This window comes from Lysobacter sp. BMK333-48F3 (assembly GCF_019733395.1).
In the GTDB taxonomy this organism is placed as follows: Bacteria; Pseudomonadota; Gammaproteobacteria; order Xanthomonadales; family Xanthomonadaceae; genus Lysobacter.
The window spans coordinates 4,589,408-4,603,486 of sequence record NZ_JAIHOO010000001.1 but is presented as its reverse complement, the minus strand read 5'-3'; the positions used below and the strand labels follow the sequence as shown (position 1 = coordinate 4,603,486).

The window sequence follows — 14,079 nt, the reverse complement described above, 5'->3', positions numbered from 1 at the left end:
CCGGCGGCATAATGGCCGCGGCGACGTAGGGGGAATCGAATGTGCGGTCTGGCGGGCATGTGGCAGGCAGCGGCGCGGCAGCCGGAAGACGCGCTGCGGCGCCTGGCGGCGGCGATGGGCGAAGCGCTCGCCCACCGCGGCCCCGACGATGACGGGGTCTGGGCCGATCCCGCCCACGGCGTCGCCCTGGCGCACCGGCGCTTGAGCATCCTCGACCTGTCGCCGCTGGGCCATCAGCCGATGGCCTCGGCCGACGGACGCTACGTGATCGCCTACAACGGCGAGGTGTACAACTTCGCCGAACTGCGCGAGGCCCTGGTCGGGCGCGGCCACGCCTTCCGCGGCCATTCCGACACCGAGGTGTTGCTGGCGGCGGTGGTGGAGTGGGGCGTGGAAGCGGCGCTGGCGCGCTGCAACGGCATGTTCGCGATCGCATTGTGGGACCGCGAGCAGCACGCCCTGTGGCTGGCCCGCGACCGGGTCGGCAAGAAACCGCTGTACTACGGCTGGGCCGGCGACACCCTGGTGTTCGGCTCCGAGCTCAAGGCGCTGTGGCGCCATCCCGATTTCGACAACGGCGTCGACCGCGACGCGTTGGCGCTGCTGCTGCGCTACGACTACGTGCCGTCGCCGTACGCGATCCACCAGGACACCTACAAGCTGATGCCGGGCGCGCTGCTGCGGCTGGACGCGCAGACGGTGGCGCGCGGCGCGGCCGGGCACGACCCGCACCGCGACCAGCGCCGCTATTGGGATGCGCGCGAGCGCATGTCGGCGGCGATCCGCGCCCCCTTCGACGGCGACATCGACGCCGCCGAGGAGCGGCTGGACGAACTGCTGCGCGATGCGGTCGGCCTGCGCATGGTCGCCGACGTGCCGGTCGGGGTGTTCCTGTCCGGCGGCACCGATTCGTCGGTGGTCACCTCGCTGATGCAGACCCTCAGCGCCAAGCCGGTACGCAGCTTCACCATCGGCTTCCAGGACTCGCACCACGACGAGGCGCCGCTGGCGCTGGAAGTCGCGCGCCACCTGGGTACCGACCACACCGAGCTCTACGTCAGCGGCGCCGATGCCCTGGCGGTGGTGCCGCAACTGCCGACGATGTTCGACGAACCCTTCGCCGACGCCTCGCAGGTGCCGACCGCGCTGGTCTGCCGGCTGGCGCGCAGCCAGGTCACCGTGGCCCTGTCCGGCGACGGCGGCGACGAATTGTTCTTCGGTTACACCCGCTACGAGCGCGCCTTGCGCAATCTGCGCCTGCTCGGCCAGGTGCCGGCGCCGTTGCGGCGCTGGCTGGCGGCGAGCGCGCGCGGGCATGGCGAGACCTCGCGCGCCGGCGGCTTCGCCGCGTTCGCGGCCGAGATGGGCGCGCGCGGCATCGGCGACGTTTACCGCAACCGGATCGTGCGCTGGCGCTTCCCGCAGGCCGCGGTGCCGGGCGCGAAGCTGCCGCCGACCCTGTACGACCGGGCCGAGCCGCTGGACGGCCTGGGCACGCCGGCCGATGCGATGATGCTGGCCGATTACGCGGTGTATCTGCCCGACGATCTGCTGTGCAAGGTCGACCGCGCCAGCATGGCGGTGAGCCTGGAGGCGCGCGCGCCGTTGCTGGACACGCGGGTCGCCGAGTTCGCCTGGTCCTTGCCCTTGGCCTACAAGCGCGACGGCGGCAGCAAGCGCCTGCTCAAGCGGGTGCTCAAGCGTTATCTGCCCGATGCGATGGTCGACCGCGGCAAGCGCGGCTTCGGCGCGCCGGTCACCCAATGGCTGCGCGGCGATCTGCGCGGCTGGGCCGAGGAATTGCTGGATCCGGCGCGGCTGCGCCGCGAAGGCTATCTCGACGCCGACCTGGTGCACGGGCTGTGGCGGCAATTCCAGGCCGGCGAACGGCGCTGGCATACCCATCTGTGGAACGTGCTGATGTTCCAGGCCTGGCATGCGCACTGGCGCGCGCAGCGCGACGCCGCGGCTGCTGCGGGCGCGGCGTCCGACGGGATGTCCTTCCGGTCATAAGCCGCGACTGGGACGCGTGGAAAAACCAAGGTCGGTGCAACCGATCGAAGCGGGGACCCGGCGCGCGGGCTGCGCCATCGGGTGAATCGGCACGCGAGCCCGGTTTCGCCGGGCTTCGGCGTCTGCGCTTGCGTGCGTCGCTTCGGTGGTCGCGGCTTACGCCGCTCCTGCAGGAAGGAGTGGCCTGCGATAGGCGGCCTGGCTCAGCGCGCCAGGCCGTCGAGCAAGGGCTGCTCGCTCACCGGCTGGCCGTCGATGCTCGCCGGTTGCGCCTCGCGCTCCAGCGGCAGCACCGCCAGCGCCAGGTGGGTGTCGCCGCTGCCGGCACTGGCCGCGACCGTGCCCAGCACCGCCTCGGCGCAGCGCACTTCGGCGCCCTCGGCGATCGGCGCGGCGGCGGCGAACAGGACCAGGCCGCGCTTGGCCTTGCCGAGGAAGTGGGTGCGGGCGACGATTTCCTGGCCCGGATAGCAGCCCTTCTTGACGCTGAAGGCGCGCAAGCGTTCCAGCGACAGCTGCTGCGGCGTCCAATGCTCGGCCTGGGCCGCGGCCAGCCGCGGCAGGCCGTGGCGCAGGTCGGCCAGAGCCCAGCGCGCCGCCGCCTCGGCGTCGGCCGGGGCGGGGGCCGGCGCCAGGATCAGGCTGCGGGCCTCGCCGTCGCCGCTGTAGTCCAGTTCCAGCCCGGCGTCCTCGTCGCCGGCCAGGGCCGCGTCCCGGGCCTGCGCCGGGCGGCCCCAGCGGCCGGCGGCGTGCAGGTCCTCGCGCACCGCGATGGCGACCTTGCTGCGGAACACGAAGCGACGCAGCCGCTCGGCCAGCGCCGCGGCGTCGGCGTCGGGCACGACCAGGCGCAGCTGCTGGTCGGACAGATGCAGCAAAGCGAACAGCGCGATCACCCGGCCCTTGGGGGTCAGCCAGCCGTTCCATTGCCACTGGCCCTCGCCGAGCGGCTTCACGTCGTTCATGAACTGCGCCTGGGCGAAGACCGCGGCGTCGCGGCCCTCCAGGGCGATAACGGTATGGCCGGGCAGGGCGAAGGCCTGTCCGGGCAAGGCTTGCGGGTTGTCAGGCATGGGGGCCGGGAATTAATATTTAACGCTGTGATGATAGGCGAAACCACCCCGGAAGCACGTTCGGACCCGACGTCCGAGATCCCGGCGACTCCCGTGCCCGACACGGGAGGCCACTCGCCTTCCGCCAAGGACGCTCCGACGGAGCGAGCTCCGCGTGAGCACGGTGGTCGCGAGGGTCTCGAACCGACCCGCTACGGCGACTGGGAAAAGAACGGCCGTTGCATCGACTTCTAGTCCGCTGGAACTGAGATCCGACAGCCCGCTTTTCAAGCACACCCCCACACAGCGCTCCCACGCTTCCCGCCACGCGGCGCCGCCGCCCAGCCGAGATTGCCATCGCTCATGGCGAACCGCGAACGACCCTTGTCACCCCACCTGCAGGTTTACCGCTGGCAGGTGCAGATGGTGACCTCGATCCTGCACCGGGCCACCGGTGTCATCCTTTCCATCGGCGCGTTGCTGATCGCCTGGGCGCTGCTGGCCCTGGCCGGCGGTCCGGAGTCGTGGGCCAAGTTCGTCGCCTGCGCGCGCTCGCCGCTCGGCTTCCTGGTCCTGTTCGGCTGGACCTGGGCGCTGTGCTACCACCTGATCAACGGCATCCGCCATCTGGTCCAGGACGCCGGCTACGCCTACAAGATCGAAGCCTTCGTCCGCAACAGCTGGATCAGCGTGATCGGCAGTCTGGTCCTGACCGCCCTGGTCTGGATCGTCGCCATGATGTCGCGAGGTGGCGCATGAGCACTCAGGATTCCAAGCGCCTGCGCAACCCGCTCAAGACCGCGCGCGGCCTGGGCTCGGCGAAGGACGGCACCCAGCACTTCGTGGTCCAGCGCGTCACCGCGATCGCGATGATCCCGCTGGTGCTGTACGTGGTCGGCCTGATCGTGTCGTGGATCGGCGCCGATTACGTTGCGGTGCGCGCCTCGGTCGCTAACCCCTGCAACGCGGTGCTGCTGAGCGCGTTCCTGATCGCGATGTTCTGGCACGCCAAGCTCGGCCTGCAGGTGGTCATCGAGGACTACGTCCATACCCCGGGGCTGGCGATCGCATCGCAGCTCGCGGTCGTTTTCGTTTGCGTACTCGCGGCCCTCGCCAGCGTGCTCGCCATCATCCGCATCGCGTTGGGAGCCTGAGCCGTGGCCTCTGCCTACAAGATCCAAGAACACACCTTCGACATGATCGTGGTCGGCGCCGGCGGCGCCGGCCTGCGCGCCACCTTCGGCCTGGCCCAGAAGGGCCTGAAGACCGCCTGCATCACCAAGGTCTTCCCGACCCGTTCGCACACCGTGGCGGCGCAGGGCGGCGTGGCCGCGGCGTTGGCCAACATGGGCGACGACAACTGGCAGTACCACTTCTACGACACCGTCAAGGGCTCCGACTGGCTCGGCGACCAGGACGCGATCGAGTACATGTGCCGCGAGGCGATCCCGGCGATCATCGAGCTCGAGCACTACGGCGTGCCGTTCTCGCGCACCGACGACGGCAAGATCTACCAGCGCCCGTTCGGCGGCATGACCACCCAGTTCGGCAAGGGCCCGCCGGCGCAGCGCACCTGCGCCGCCGCCGACCGCACCGGCCACGCCATCCTGCACACCCTGTACCAGCAGTCGCTGGCGCACGACGCGCAGTTCTTCATCGAGTACTTCGCGCTCGACCTGATCATGGACCAGCACGGCGTCTGCCGCGGCGTGCTCGCCCTGGACATGGCCGAGGGCACCCTGCACCTGTTCAAGGCCCAGGGCACCGTGCTGGCCACCGGCGGCTACGGCCGCGCCTACTTCAGCGCCACCTCGGCCCATACCTGCACCGGCGACGGCGGCGGCATGGCCCTGCGCGCCGGCCTGGGCATGCAGGACATGGAATTCGTCCAGTTCCACCCGACCGGCATCTACGGCGCCGGCTGCCTGATCACCGAGGGCGTGCGCGGCGAAGGCGGCATCCTGCGCAACAGCAACGGCGAGCGCTTCATGGAGCGCTACGCGCCGAGCGTGAAGGACCTGGCGCCGCGCGACATGGTCAGCCGTTCGATGACCATCGAAATCCGCGAAGGCCGCGGCGTCGGCGAGCACAAGGACCACATCCTGCTCGACCTGACCCACCTCGGCCCCGACGTCATCCACAAGAAGCTGCCGGGCATCGCCGAATCGGCGCGCATCTTCGCCGGCGTCGACGTCGAGAAGGAGCCGATCCCGGTGCTGCCGACCGTGCACTACAACATGGGCGGCATCCCGACCAACTACCACGGCGAAGTGGTGCAGCTGCGCGACGGCAACCCCGACGCGGTGGTTCCGGGCCTGTACGCGATCGGCGAAGCCGCCTGCGTGTCGGTGCACGGCGCCAACCGCCTGGGCTCGAACTCGCTGCTCGACCTGGTCGTGTTCGGCCGCGCGGTGGCCAACCGCTGCGCCGAGACCATCGTCCCGAACGGCAAGCAGGCGCCGCTCGCCGGCGACGCCTGCGACACCGCGCTGGCGCGCCTGGACAAGCTGCGCAACGCCAACGGCGGCACTCCGACCGCGGTGATCCGCGACAAGATGCAGCGCACCATGCAGGCCGACGCGGCGGTGTTCCGCACCAGCCAGACCTTGGCCGAGGGCGTGGCCAAGATGCGCGAGATCCACGCCTCGTTCGCCGACGTCAAGGTCACCGACCGTTCGCTGGTGTGGAATTCGGATCTGATCGAAACCTTCGAGCTGTCCAACCTGCTCGACCAGGCCCTGGTCACGATCGTTTCGGCCGAGAACCGCAAGGAGTCGCGCGGCGCGCATGCGCACGAGGACTTCCCGGAACGCGACGACGCCAACTGGCAGAAGCACACGCTGTGCTGGGTGGACGACAAGGGCGAGACCCGGATCGACTACCGTCCCGTCCACATGCAGCCGATGACGGGCGAGGTCGCTTCGATCCCGCCGGCCAAGCGCGTCTACTGATCCGGAGCGAGCACCGTGGCTGAATTTTCCCTACCCAAGAACTCGCAGATCCAGAAGGGCCGCCACTGGGCGTCTCCCGGCGCCAAGCAGCCGCGCACCTTCAAGGTCTACCGCTGGAACCCGGACGACGGCATGAACCCGCGCGTCGACACCTACGAGGTCGACCTGGCCGCGTGCGGTCCGATGGTTCTGGACGCGCTGATCAAGATCAAGAACGAGATCGACCCGACCCTGACCTTCCGCCGGTCCTGCCGCGAAGGCATCTGCGGTTCGTGCGCGATGAACATCGACGGCACCAACACGCTGGCCTGCACCAAGGCGATCAGCGACTGCGGCGGCAACGGCGAGCTGCCGATCTATCCGCTGCCGCACATGGAAGTGGTCAAGGACCTGGTGCCGGACCTGACCCACTTCTACGCCCAGTACGCCTCGATCAAGCCCTGGCTGCGCACCCAGAGCCCGGCGCCGTCGGACCGCGAGCGCCTGCAGTCGCCGGCCGACCGCGAGAAGCTCGACGGCCTGTACGAGTGCATCCTGTGCGCGTGCTGCTCGACCAGCTGCCCGAGCTACTGGTGGAACGGCGACCGCTATCTCGGCCCGGCGATCCTGCTGCAGGCCTATCGCTGGATCATCGATTCGCGCGACGAGGACACCGGCGCGCGCCTGGACGATCTGGAAGACCCGTTCAAGCTGTACCGCTGCCACACCATCATGAACTGCGCCCGCACCTGCCCGAAGGGTCTGAACCCGGCGCGGGCGATCGGCGAGATCAAGAAGCTGATGCTGGCGCGCCGCGTCTGATGCGCGGCCGGCCGCGCCGCCGTCGTTGCGGCGCCGCGGCCCTCCAGCACCGACTCACGACGGCGCCCGGTGGCGCCGTCGTGCCGTTACGCCCACCGCAATCGGCGGCCGCGCGCCGCAAACGGGGTCGAACATGACGTCGAAGGCGATCTTCCTGCCCGCACTGGCGATGGTCGCGCTGACCTGCGCGGTGTGGATCCGCCTGTACGTGGTGCGGATCGGCCAGATGCGCCGCGAGCGCATCCATCCGCAGGCGGTGGCGACGTCCTCACAGGCCGCGGCGAAACTGACCGACAGCGCGGCGGCGGACAACTTCCGCAATCTGTTCGAACTGCCGGTGCTGTTCTACCTGGCGCTGACGGTGGCGGCGCTGAGCGGCCTGGCGAACGCGGCGACGCTGGCGCTGGCCTGGGCCTTCGTCGCCCTGCGCGTGCTGCACAGCCTGATCCACTGCGGCTACAACCGGGTCATGCACCGTTTCATCGTCTACATCGCCGGCGCGGTCGCGCTGTGGGCGTTGTGGATCCACCTCGCAATCGGATTGCTCCGCTCATGACCCGAATATTCCATCGATGCCTGCCCCGGCCGGCGCACCGCTACGCTGCCGCGCTGCTGGCCGCGGTCATGGTGTCGCCGGCGCTGGCCGCAACGCCCGCCACCGACGCCGCCGCCGGGCAAAGCGGACTCGCCGACGCGCGCAGCCTGCTCGAGGCCATCGACTATCCCGCGCTGATGCGGCAGATCCTGCAGCTCACCGCCGGGCAAGGGCCGAGCGGTCCGGACGATTCGCGCAGCGAGGCCGAGCGCGAGCTGGTCCGGCGCTGGACCGCGGCGATGCCGATGGCGCCGTTCGTGGACGGCGCCGCCAGCCGCCTGGCGGCCGCGAGCAGCGCGGCCGAACTGGCGCAGGGCGTGGCCTATTTCCGTAGCGACGCCGGCCGCACCGAACTGGCCTGCATCCGCGCCGCGCTCGGCACGCCCGGCGTGCCGGACTGCATTCGCGAGCGCGGCGGCGAAGCGCAGTACCAGGCGCACCGGGCCTTCGCCGAGACCTCGATCGAAGACAAGCTCGGCGATGTCATGGCGAGCGGCGCGTCGGAGGAGGATTTCCGCACCGCGGCGCGCCTGGCGGTCGAGAACGACCCGGCCCTGGCCAAGGACGCCGCCGCGCACTGCGAGCGTAACCCCGGCGGCCTGTGCGACGCGCTGGAAAGCGCGCCGGCGAAGCCGTGAACGCAACGAGGAGCTCATGAACGACGAGATCGGCGCCGACGAACGCGAACGGAACGACGAACTGGAACTGCGCCGCCTGCGCTGGCGCTGCCGACGCGGCATGCGCGAACTGGACCAGTTGTTCGGCCGTTATCTCGACCGCGCATGGCGGCAAGCTTCCGACGCCGAGCGCGGCGTTTTCCTACGGTTGCTGGAAACCGAGGACGATAAGCTCTGGCACTGGTTCATGGGCCACGAGACTTCCAGCGATGCCGAACTGCAGCGACTCGTCGAATCGATCGGCAAGCTGCCGCCCTGAGCGCGGCGCGCCGGCGGCGCACTCGTTGGCCCAGCCGGGCAGGGCGCAGGCCGCCCGCGCCGCGATCGGCCCCGGAGCGCGAGGCCCGGCCGCATCGGCGGCGAGCGACGGGCAGGGCGAAGACGGCCTGGCGTGGCGCCCCTCGCGCCTGCTCGCGGCCGGCCTGATCGTCCTGGGCCCCGCCGCCGCCGCGGCCTGCCTCGGCAGCGAGCTGCCGGCGGCGTGGGCCTGGCCGCTGTCGGCCGCGGCCCTGGCCTGGGCCGCGCACTCGGCCCGACGCGAACTGCGCCGGCCGCCGCACCGCCTGCTGTTGCGCGGCGGCCGCGCCTGGCTCGACGGCCGCCCGCTGAGCCACTGGCAGGTGCATTGGCGCGGCTGGCTGGCGCGGCTGGACTACCGCGACGCCGACGGCCGCCAAGGCCGCCTGCTGTGGTGGCCCGACACCCTGGCGTCCGCGCAGCGGCGTGAACTGCGGCTGGCCGCCGCGGTCTCACCGCCTGCGGCTCGGCCGCGATCGGTGGCACCATGAGTCGGGACTCGGGATTCGGGATTCGGGACTCGGGATTCGTAAGAGCAGGTTGCCGCGCAGCTTGATTCAACGAGTCCCGAATCCCGAGTCCCGAGTCCCAGTTTCGAACCAATCCCTCATCCCCAATCCCGGCACCTGATGTTCAAACCCATCTCAGTAGCCATCGGCCTGCGCTATCTGCGCGCCAAGCGCCGCAACGGCTTCATCTCCTTCATCTCGCTGGCCTCGATCGCCGGCATCGCGCTGGGGGTGACCGCGTTGATCACCACCCTGGCGGTGATGAGCGGGTTCCAGCGCGAGATCCGCGATCGCATGCTGCAGATGGCCGCGCACGCCACGGTCAGCGCCTACGGCGAGCCGTTGACCGAGTGGCGGCTGGCGGTGGACAAGGCCCAGGCCGATCCGCGCGTGGCCGGCGCCGCGCCCTACATCGAGAAGGAAGCGCTGTTGTCCGCCACCCGCCAGCAGCCGGCGATCATCCGCGGCGTCGATCCGGCCCAGGAGCGCAAGGTCTCGGTGCTGGCCGACAAGATGGTCGAAGGCAAGCTCGATTCGCTCACTCCGGGCAGCTTCAACATCGTGCTCGGCAAGGAGCTGGCGCTGTGGATGGGCGCGCAGGTCGGCGACAGCGTGGTGGTGATGACCGCCGACGGCCGCAGCACGCCGATGGGCGCGATGCCGCAACTCAAGCGCTTCACCGTCAGCGGCATCTTCGAGGCCGGCTACAACGAGTTCGACAAGGGCCTGGCGGTGGTCAACATGCACGACGTCCAGCGCGTGCTGCGGATGGGCGAGGGCGTGACCGGGGTGCGCCTGCGACTGCACGACATGGACCAGGCCTGGAACGTGGCGCGCGACCTGGCGGTGAGCCTGGGCGGCCCGTACCGGGTCAGCGACTGGAGCAGCGACAACGCCAACATGTTCCGCGCGCTGAAAATGGAAAAGACGGTGATGGCGATCCTGCTGTCGCTGATCATCGCCATGGGCGCGTTCAACCTGGTCTCCTCGCAGGTCATGCTGGTCACCGACAAGCAGGCCGACATCGCCATCCAGCGCACCCTGGGCCTGACCCCGATGAGCGTGATGCGGATCTTCGTCGTCCAGGGCACCCTGATCGGCATCATCGGCACCGTGCTCGGCGTGGTCGGCGGCATCGTCCTGACCCTCAACCTGGAGCACATCCTCAAGGCGATCGAGCGTGTGCTGAAGGTGCAACTGCTGCCGGAGGACGTCTACTACATCACCGGCCTGCCGACCGACCTGCAGACCAGCGACGTGGTGATCATCGCCGGCGTGGCTTTGGCGATGGCCTTCCTGGCCACCATCTACCCGGCCTGGCGCGCCGCGCGCACCGCGCCGGCGGAGGCCTTGCGCTATGAGTGAGGCGCCGATGCATTCCAATTCCAACGGCGCCGACGTGGTCCTGCAGTGCCAGGGCCTGGCGATGACCTATGCCGAAGGCAAGCTGCGCACGCCGGTGTTCCACGACCTGGACCTGAGCGTGCGCAAGGGCGAGACCGTGGCCATCCTCGGCGCGTCCGGCGCCGGCAAGAGCACCCTGTTGCACCTGCTCGGCGGCCTCGACACGCCGACCGCGGGCGAGGTTTACGTCGCCGGCGAGCGCATGAGCGCGCTGTCCGACCGCGCCCGCGGCCTGTTGCGCAACCAGGCGTTGGGCTTCGTCTACCAGTTCCATCACCTGTTGCCCGAGTTCACCGCGCTGGAGAACGTGATGCTGCCGGTGCTGCTCGACGGACGCAGCCGCTCGGCCACCACCGCGCAAGCCAAGCAGCGCGCGCGCGAATTGCTCGAAGCGGTCGGCCTGGGCCATCGCCTCGACCACAAGCCCGGCGAGCTGTCCGGCGGCGAGCGCCAGCGCGCCGCGGTCGCGCGCGCGCTGGTCAACCGGCCGGCCTGCGTGCTCGGCGACGAGCCGACCGGCAATCTCGACGAAAAGACCGCGGCGACGGTGTTCGAGCTGATGCTCGCGCTGAACCGCGACCAGGGCACCAGCCTGGTGCTGGTGACCCACGACCGCCGCCTGGCGCGGCGCCTGGACCGCGTGCTGGAACTGCACGAGGGCAAACTGCGGCAACTGGACGCCGCCGAGGTGTAGCCATGTTCGATGCGGCAAGGACGCCGCCGTTCGGAAAACGCGTAGCGATCGCATTGTTGGCCGGCATCGGCGCCGGCCTGGCCCTGCCGCGCGTTTGCCCCTGGATCGCCGCCGCGCTGCTGGCGGCCCTGGCCGCCGCGCTGTGGTGGCGGGCGCCGCGCTGGCGTCCGCCGGCCGCGTTCGTATTCGGTTTCGCCTGGGCCGGCCTGCATGCGGCCTGGGCGTTGAGCCTGCAACTGCCGCCGGACTGGGAGAAGCGCGAACTCTCGCTGCGCGGCCGGATCGTCGAGTTGCCGCTGCACGAGCCGCGCCGCACCCGCTTCGATTTCCGCGTCGACGACGATGCGGCGCAACCGGAACCTTTGCGCGGCCGGCTGTTGCGCCTGTCGTGGTACGACCAGGACCCGCAGCCGCGTTCGCTGCTGCGCGCCGGCCAGCGCTGGCAACTGCGGGCGCGCCTGCGCGCGCCGCGCGGGCTGCGCAACCCGGGCGCGCCGGACGCCGAGCGCTATGCGCTGATCGACCGGCTCGCCGCCACCGGCTATCTGCGCAAGCCCGAGCAGGCGCGGCGCCTGGGCGAAGCGCAAGGGCTGCAGGCCTGGCGCGAAGCCATGTCCGACCGCATCGCCGCCGCCGTGCCCACGCCCGGCGCGCGCTTCGTGCGCGCGCTGGCGCTCGGCGACACCCGCGGCCTGGAGCAACGCGACTGGAGCGTGCTGCGCGCCAACGGCCTGACCCATCTGATCGCGATTTCCGGCTTCCACGTCGGCCTGGTCGCCGGCGCCGCGGCCTGGCTGGCGCGGGCCCTGTGGTGGTTGTGGCCGGGCCTGGGACGGCGCTGGCCGGCGGCGGCCGCGGCGGCGGTCGCGGCGATGCTCGGCGCCGGCGCCTACGCCGCCGCGGTCGGCTTCGCTCTGCCGACCGTGCGCACCTGGCTGATGATCGCGGTGGTCGCCGGCCTGAGCCTGTCGCGCCGGCGCTGGCGCGGCTTCGACGCCCTGGCGGTGGCGGCGCTCGCGCTCGCCCTGGCCGATCCGCTGGCCCTGCTCGGGGCCGGGTTCTGGCTCAGTTTCCTCGGCGTGGCCTGGCTGATGTGGTGCCTGCCGGCGACAGGCGGGGCCAGCGGCTGGCGCGCGCGCCTGGGCGGCTTCCTCGGCGCCCAGGGCGTGGCCAGCCTGGGGCTGTTGCCGGTGGCGGCCTGGCTGTTCGGCCAGGCCTCGCTGGCCGGCCCCTTCGCCAACCTGCTGGCGGTGCCTTGGTGGAGCTTGCTGGTGGTACCGCTGGCCTTGCTCGGCACCGGTCTGGAGTGCCTGTACCCGGGCGCCGGCGCACCGCTGTGGCGGGTTGCGGCGGCCTGTTTCGAGCCCGGCTGGCCCTGGTTCGCCGCCCTGGCCGACAGCGGCCTGGCGCTGTGGTGGCTGCCGGAACCGCGCTGGTACGCCCTGCCGCTGGCCCTGGCCGGCGCGTTCTGGCTGCTGCTGCCGCGCGGCACCCCGGGCAAGGCCTTGGCCGCGCTGCTGTGGCTGCCGTTGTTATGGCCGGACCGGCAACTGCCGCGCCATGGCGAGGTCGAAGTGGTCGCGATCGACGTCGGCCAGGGGCTGTCGGTGCTGGTGCGCACTGCCGGCCACAGCCTGCTGTACGACGCCGGCCCGGCGGTGCGCGACGGCTACGACGCCGGCGAGCGCGCGGTGCTGCCGAGCCTGCGCGCGCTCGGCGTACGCCGCCTGGACCGGGTCGTCGCCAGCCACGGCGACAACGACCACGCCGGCGGCCTGGGCGCGGTGCTGGCCGAGTTCGCCGCGCCGCTGACCGCGCCGCCGGAGGTGGCCGGGGAGGCGATGCGCGGGCTGCGCAGCGTTGCGTGCCGGGCCGGGCAGAGCTGGGCCTGGGACGGCGTGCGCCTGCGTTTCCTGCACCCGCCGGCCGACTTTCCCTACCTGGGCAACGAATCCAGCTGCGTGCTGCGGATCGACAGCGCCCACGGCAGCGTGTTGCTGACCGGCGACATCGGCGAAGTGGTCGAACGCGACCTGGTCCGGCGCGCGGCGCAATCGGCCGACGAGCGCCTGCGCGCCGACGTGGTCCTGGTCGCCCACCACGGCAGCGGCGGCTCCTCCGACCCGGCCTTCGTCGCCGCCACCGGCGCCCGCCACGCCTTGGTCTCGGCCGGCCACGGCAACCGCTTCGGCCATCCGCGCAAGCCGGTGCTGCAGCGCTGGCGCGAGGCCGGAGCGCGCACCTGGCTGACCGCCGAGCAGGGCGCGCTGCGGGTCCGGCTGGGCGCCGCCGGCATCGCCGTGGAAACGCGACGCCAGACACACCCGCGCCTGTGGGATGCGACCCGGCGCACGGACCCTGGGCTATCCTATCGCCCGGATTGAAGTCGGCCACGGGCCGGAGGTTCGCGAGTGCTGGAACTGGTCAAGGCCGGCGGTTGGCCGATGATTCCGTTGTTGATGTTGTCGGCGGTGGCGCTGGCGATCATCGTCGAACGCCTGTGGACCCTGCGCCGGCGCGCCGTGCTGCCGCCGAATCTGGGCCAGGAAGTACGCACCTGGGCGGCCTCCGGCAAGCTCGACCCGGCGCACATCGAGTCGCTGCGCGCGACCGCGCCGCTGGGCGCCTTGCTCGCCGCCGCGCTGGACGTGCGCCATCGCCCGCGCGAGGAAATCCGCGAGCGGATCGAGGACGTCGGCCGCCATCTGGTCCACCGCATGGAGCGTTACCTGAACACGCTCGGCACGATTTCCGCGGCCGGCCCGCTGCTGGGCCTGTTCGGCACCGTGGTCGGCATGATCCAGATGTTCCTGGTCATCAACGACCACGGCATCGGCGACGTCAACCAGCTCGCCGGCGGCATCGGCAAGGCGCTGGTCTGCACCGCCGCCGGCATGATCGTGGCGATCCCGGCGCTGATGGCCCACCGCTGGTTCCGCGGCCGCATCGCCGAGTACATCGTCGCGATGGAGCACGAGGCCATCGCCCTGGTCGACGTGCTGACCCCGGGCACGGCCGAAGCGCGCGCGCACGAGGCGCGTCCGCCGGTGCGCCTGGCCGGCGGCCAGGCCGGCTGAGGCGGCGCC

The 14,079-nt window shown here is 71.3% G+C and carries 15 protein-coding genes; 14 read left to right on the top strand and 1 reads right to left on the bottom strand.

All coding sequences use genetic code 11. From position 1 onward, the window contains the following. The first annotated feature begins 39 nt into the window (after nt 1-39). On the top strand, nt 40-2,013 hold the full coding sequence (gene asnB / locus K4L06_RS19840) for an asparagine synthase (glutamine-hydrolyzing) (RefSeq protein ID WP_221673023.1): 1,974 nt from the start codon (nt 40-42) through the stop codon (nt 2,011-2,013). 203 nt (nt 2,014-2,216) lie between these two features. On the opposite strand, the gene K4L06_RS19835 is transcribed toward asnB, so the two are convergent. After that, nucleotides 2,217-3,086 carry a folate-binding protein gene (locus tag K4L06_RS19835; RefSeq protein WP_221673022.1) on the bottom strand — a complete coding sequence of 290 codons (870 nt, stop codon included), beginning with the start codon at nt 3,084-3,086 and terminating at the stop codon, nt 2,217-2,219. On the opposite strand from K4L06_RS19835, the gene K4L06_RS19830 reads away from it, so the two are divergent. The 13 genes from K4L06_RS19830 (at nt 3,033) to K4L06_RS19770 (ending at nt 14,070) form a co-directional block, all read left to right on the top strand. Continuing rightward, nucleotides 3,033-3,320: a DUF1674 domain-containing protein gene (locus tag K4L06_RS19830; RefSeq protein ID WP_343225790.1), complete on the top strand. Its 288-nt coding sequence runs from the start codon at nt 3,033-3,035 to the stop codon at nt 3,318-3,320. The genes K4L06_RS19835 and K4L06_RS19830 overlap by 54 nt on opposite strands. Before the next feature lie 108 nt (nt 3,321-3,428). Further along, the gene (gene sdhC / locus K4L06_RS19825) at nt 3,429-3,824 is read left to right on the top strand and encodes a succinate dehydrogenase, cytochrome b556 subunit (RefSeq protein WP_221673021.1); all 396 of its coding nucleotides are present in this window, start codon (nt 3,429-3,431) and stop codon (nt 3,822-3,824) included. Further along, entirely contained in the window at nt 3,821-4,219 is a 399-nt protein-coding gene (gene sdhD, locus K4L06_RS19820; protein WP_221673020.1) for a succinate dehydrogenase, hydrophobic membrane anchor protein, read from the top strand. The genes sdhC and sdhD overlap by 4 nt, the downstream gene beginning before the upstream one ends. A gap of 42 nt (nt 4,220-4,261) precedes the next feature. Next, entirely contained in the window at nt 4,262-6,016 is a 1,755-nt protein-coding gene (gene sdhA / locus K4L06_RS19815; protein WP_221673707.1) for a succinate dehydrogenase flavoprotein subunit, read from the top strand. A gap of 15 nt (nt 6,017-6,031) precedes the next feature. Beyond that, nucleotides 6,032-6,817, top strand: a complete 786-nt coding sequence (locus tag K4L06_RS19810; protein WP_064747567.1) for a succinate dehydrogenase iron-sulfur subunit — start codon at nt 6,032-6,034, stop codon at nt 6,815-6,817. A gap of 133 nt (nt 6,818-6,950) precedes the next feature. Continuing rightward, nucleotides 6,951-7,373, top strand: a complete 423-nt coding sequence (locus tag K4L06_RS19805) for an MAPEG family protein (protein ID WP_221673019.1) — start codon at nt 6,951-6,953, stop codon at nt 7,371-7,373. After that, nucleotides 7,370-8,050, top strand: coding sequence for a hypothetical protein (locus K4L06_RS19800; RefSeq protein ID WP_221673018.1), 681 nt, complete (start codon nt 7,370-7,372; stop codon nt 8,048-8,050). Before K4L06_RS19805 ends, K4L06_RS19800 begins: the two co-directional genes overlap by 4 nt. Before the next feature lie 16 nt (nt 8,051-8,066). After that, on the top strand, nt 8,067-8,348 hold the full coding sequence (locus K4L06_RS19795) for a succinate dehydrogenase assembly factor 2 (protein ID WP_221673017.1): 282 nt from the start codon (nt 8,067-8,069) through the stop codon (nt 8,346-8,348). A 25-nt stretch (nt 8,349-8,373) separates the two neighbouring features. Beyond that, entirely contained in the window at nt 8,374-8,877 is a 504-nt protein-coding gene (locus tag K4L06_RS19790) for a hypothetical protein (RefSeq protein WP_255595791.1), read from the top strand. Between the two features lie 138 nt (nt 8,878-9,015). Further along, entirely contained in the window at nt 9,016-10,260 is a 1,245-nt protein-coding gene (locus K4L06_RS19785; RefSeq protein WP_221673016.1) for a lipoprotein-releasing ABC transporter permease subunit, read from the top strand. Next, a complete protein-coding gene (gene lolD / locus K4L06_RS19780) occupies nt 10,253-10,993 on the top strand; it encodes a lipoprotein-releasing ABC transporter ATP-binding protein LolD (protein WP_221673015.1) in 741 nt (246 codons plus the stop codon). The genes K4L06_RS19785 and lolD overlap by 8 nt, the downstream gene beginning before the upstream one ends. Nucleotides 10,994-10,995: 2 nt before the next feature. After that, on the top strand, nt 10,996-13,377 hold the full coding sequence (locus K4L06_RS19775; RefSeq protein WP_221673014.1) for a ComEC/Rec2 family competence protein: 2,382 nt from the start codon (nt 10,996-10,998) through the stop codon (nt 13,375-13,377). Nucleotides 13,378-13,404: 27 nt separating this feature from the next. Then, nucleotides 13,405-14,070 carry a MotA/TolQ/ExbB proton channel family protein gene (locus K4L06_RS19770; protein ID WP_221673013.1) on the top strand — a complete coding sequence of 222 codons (666 nt, stop codon included), beginning with the start codon at nt 13,405-13,407 and terminating at the stop codon, nt 14,068-14,070. Nucleotides 14,071-14,079: the final 9 nt, after the last annotated feature.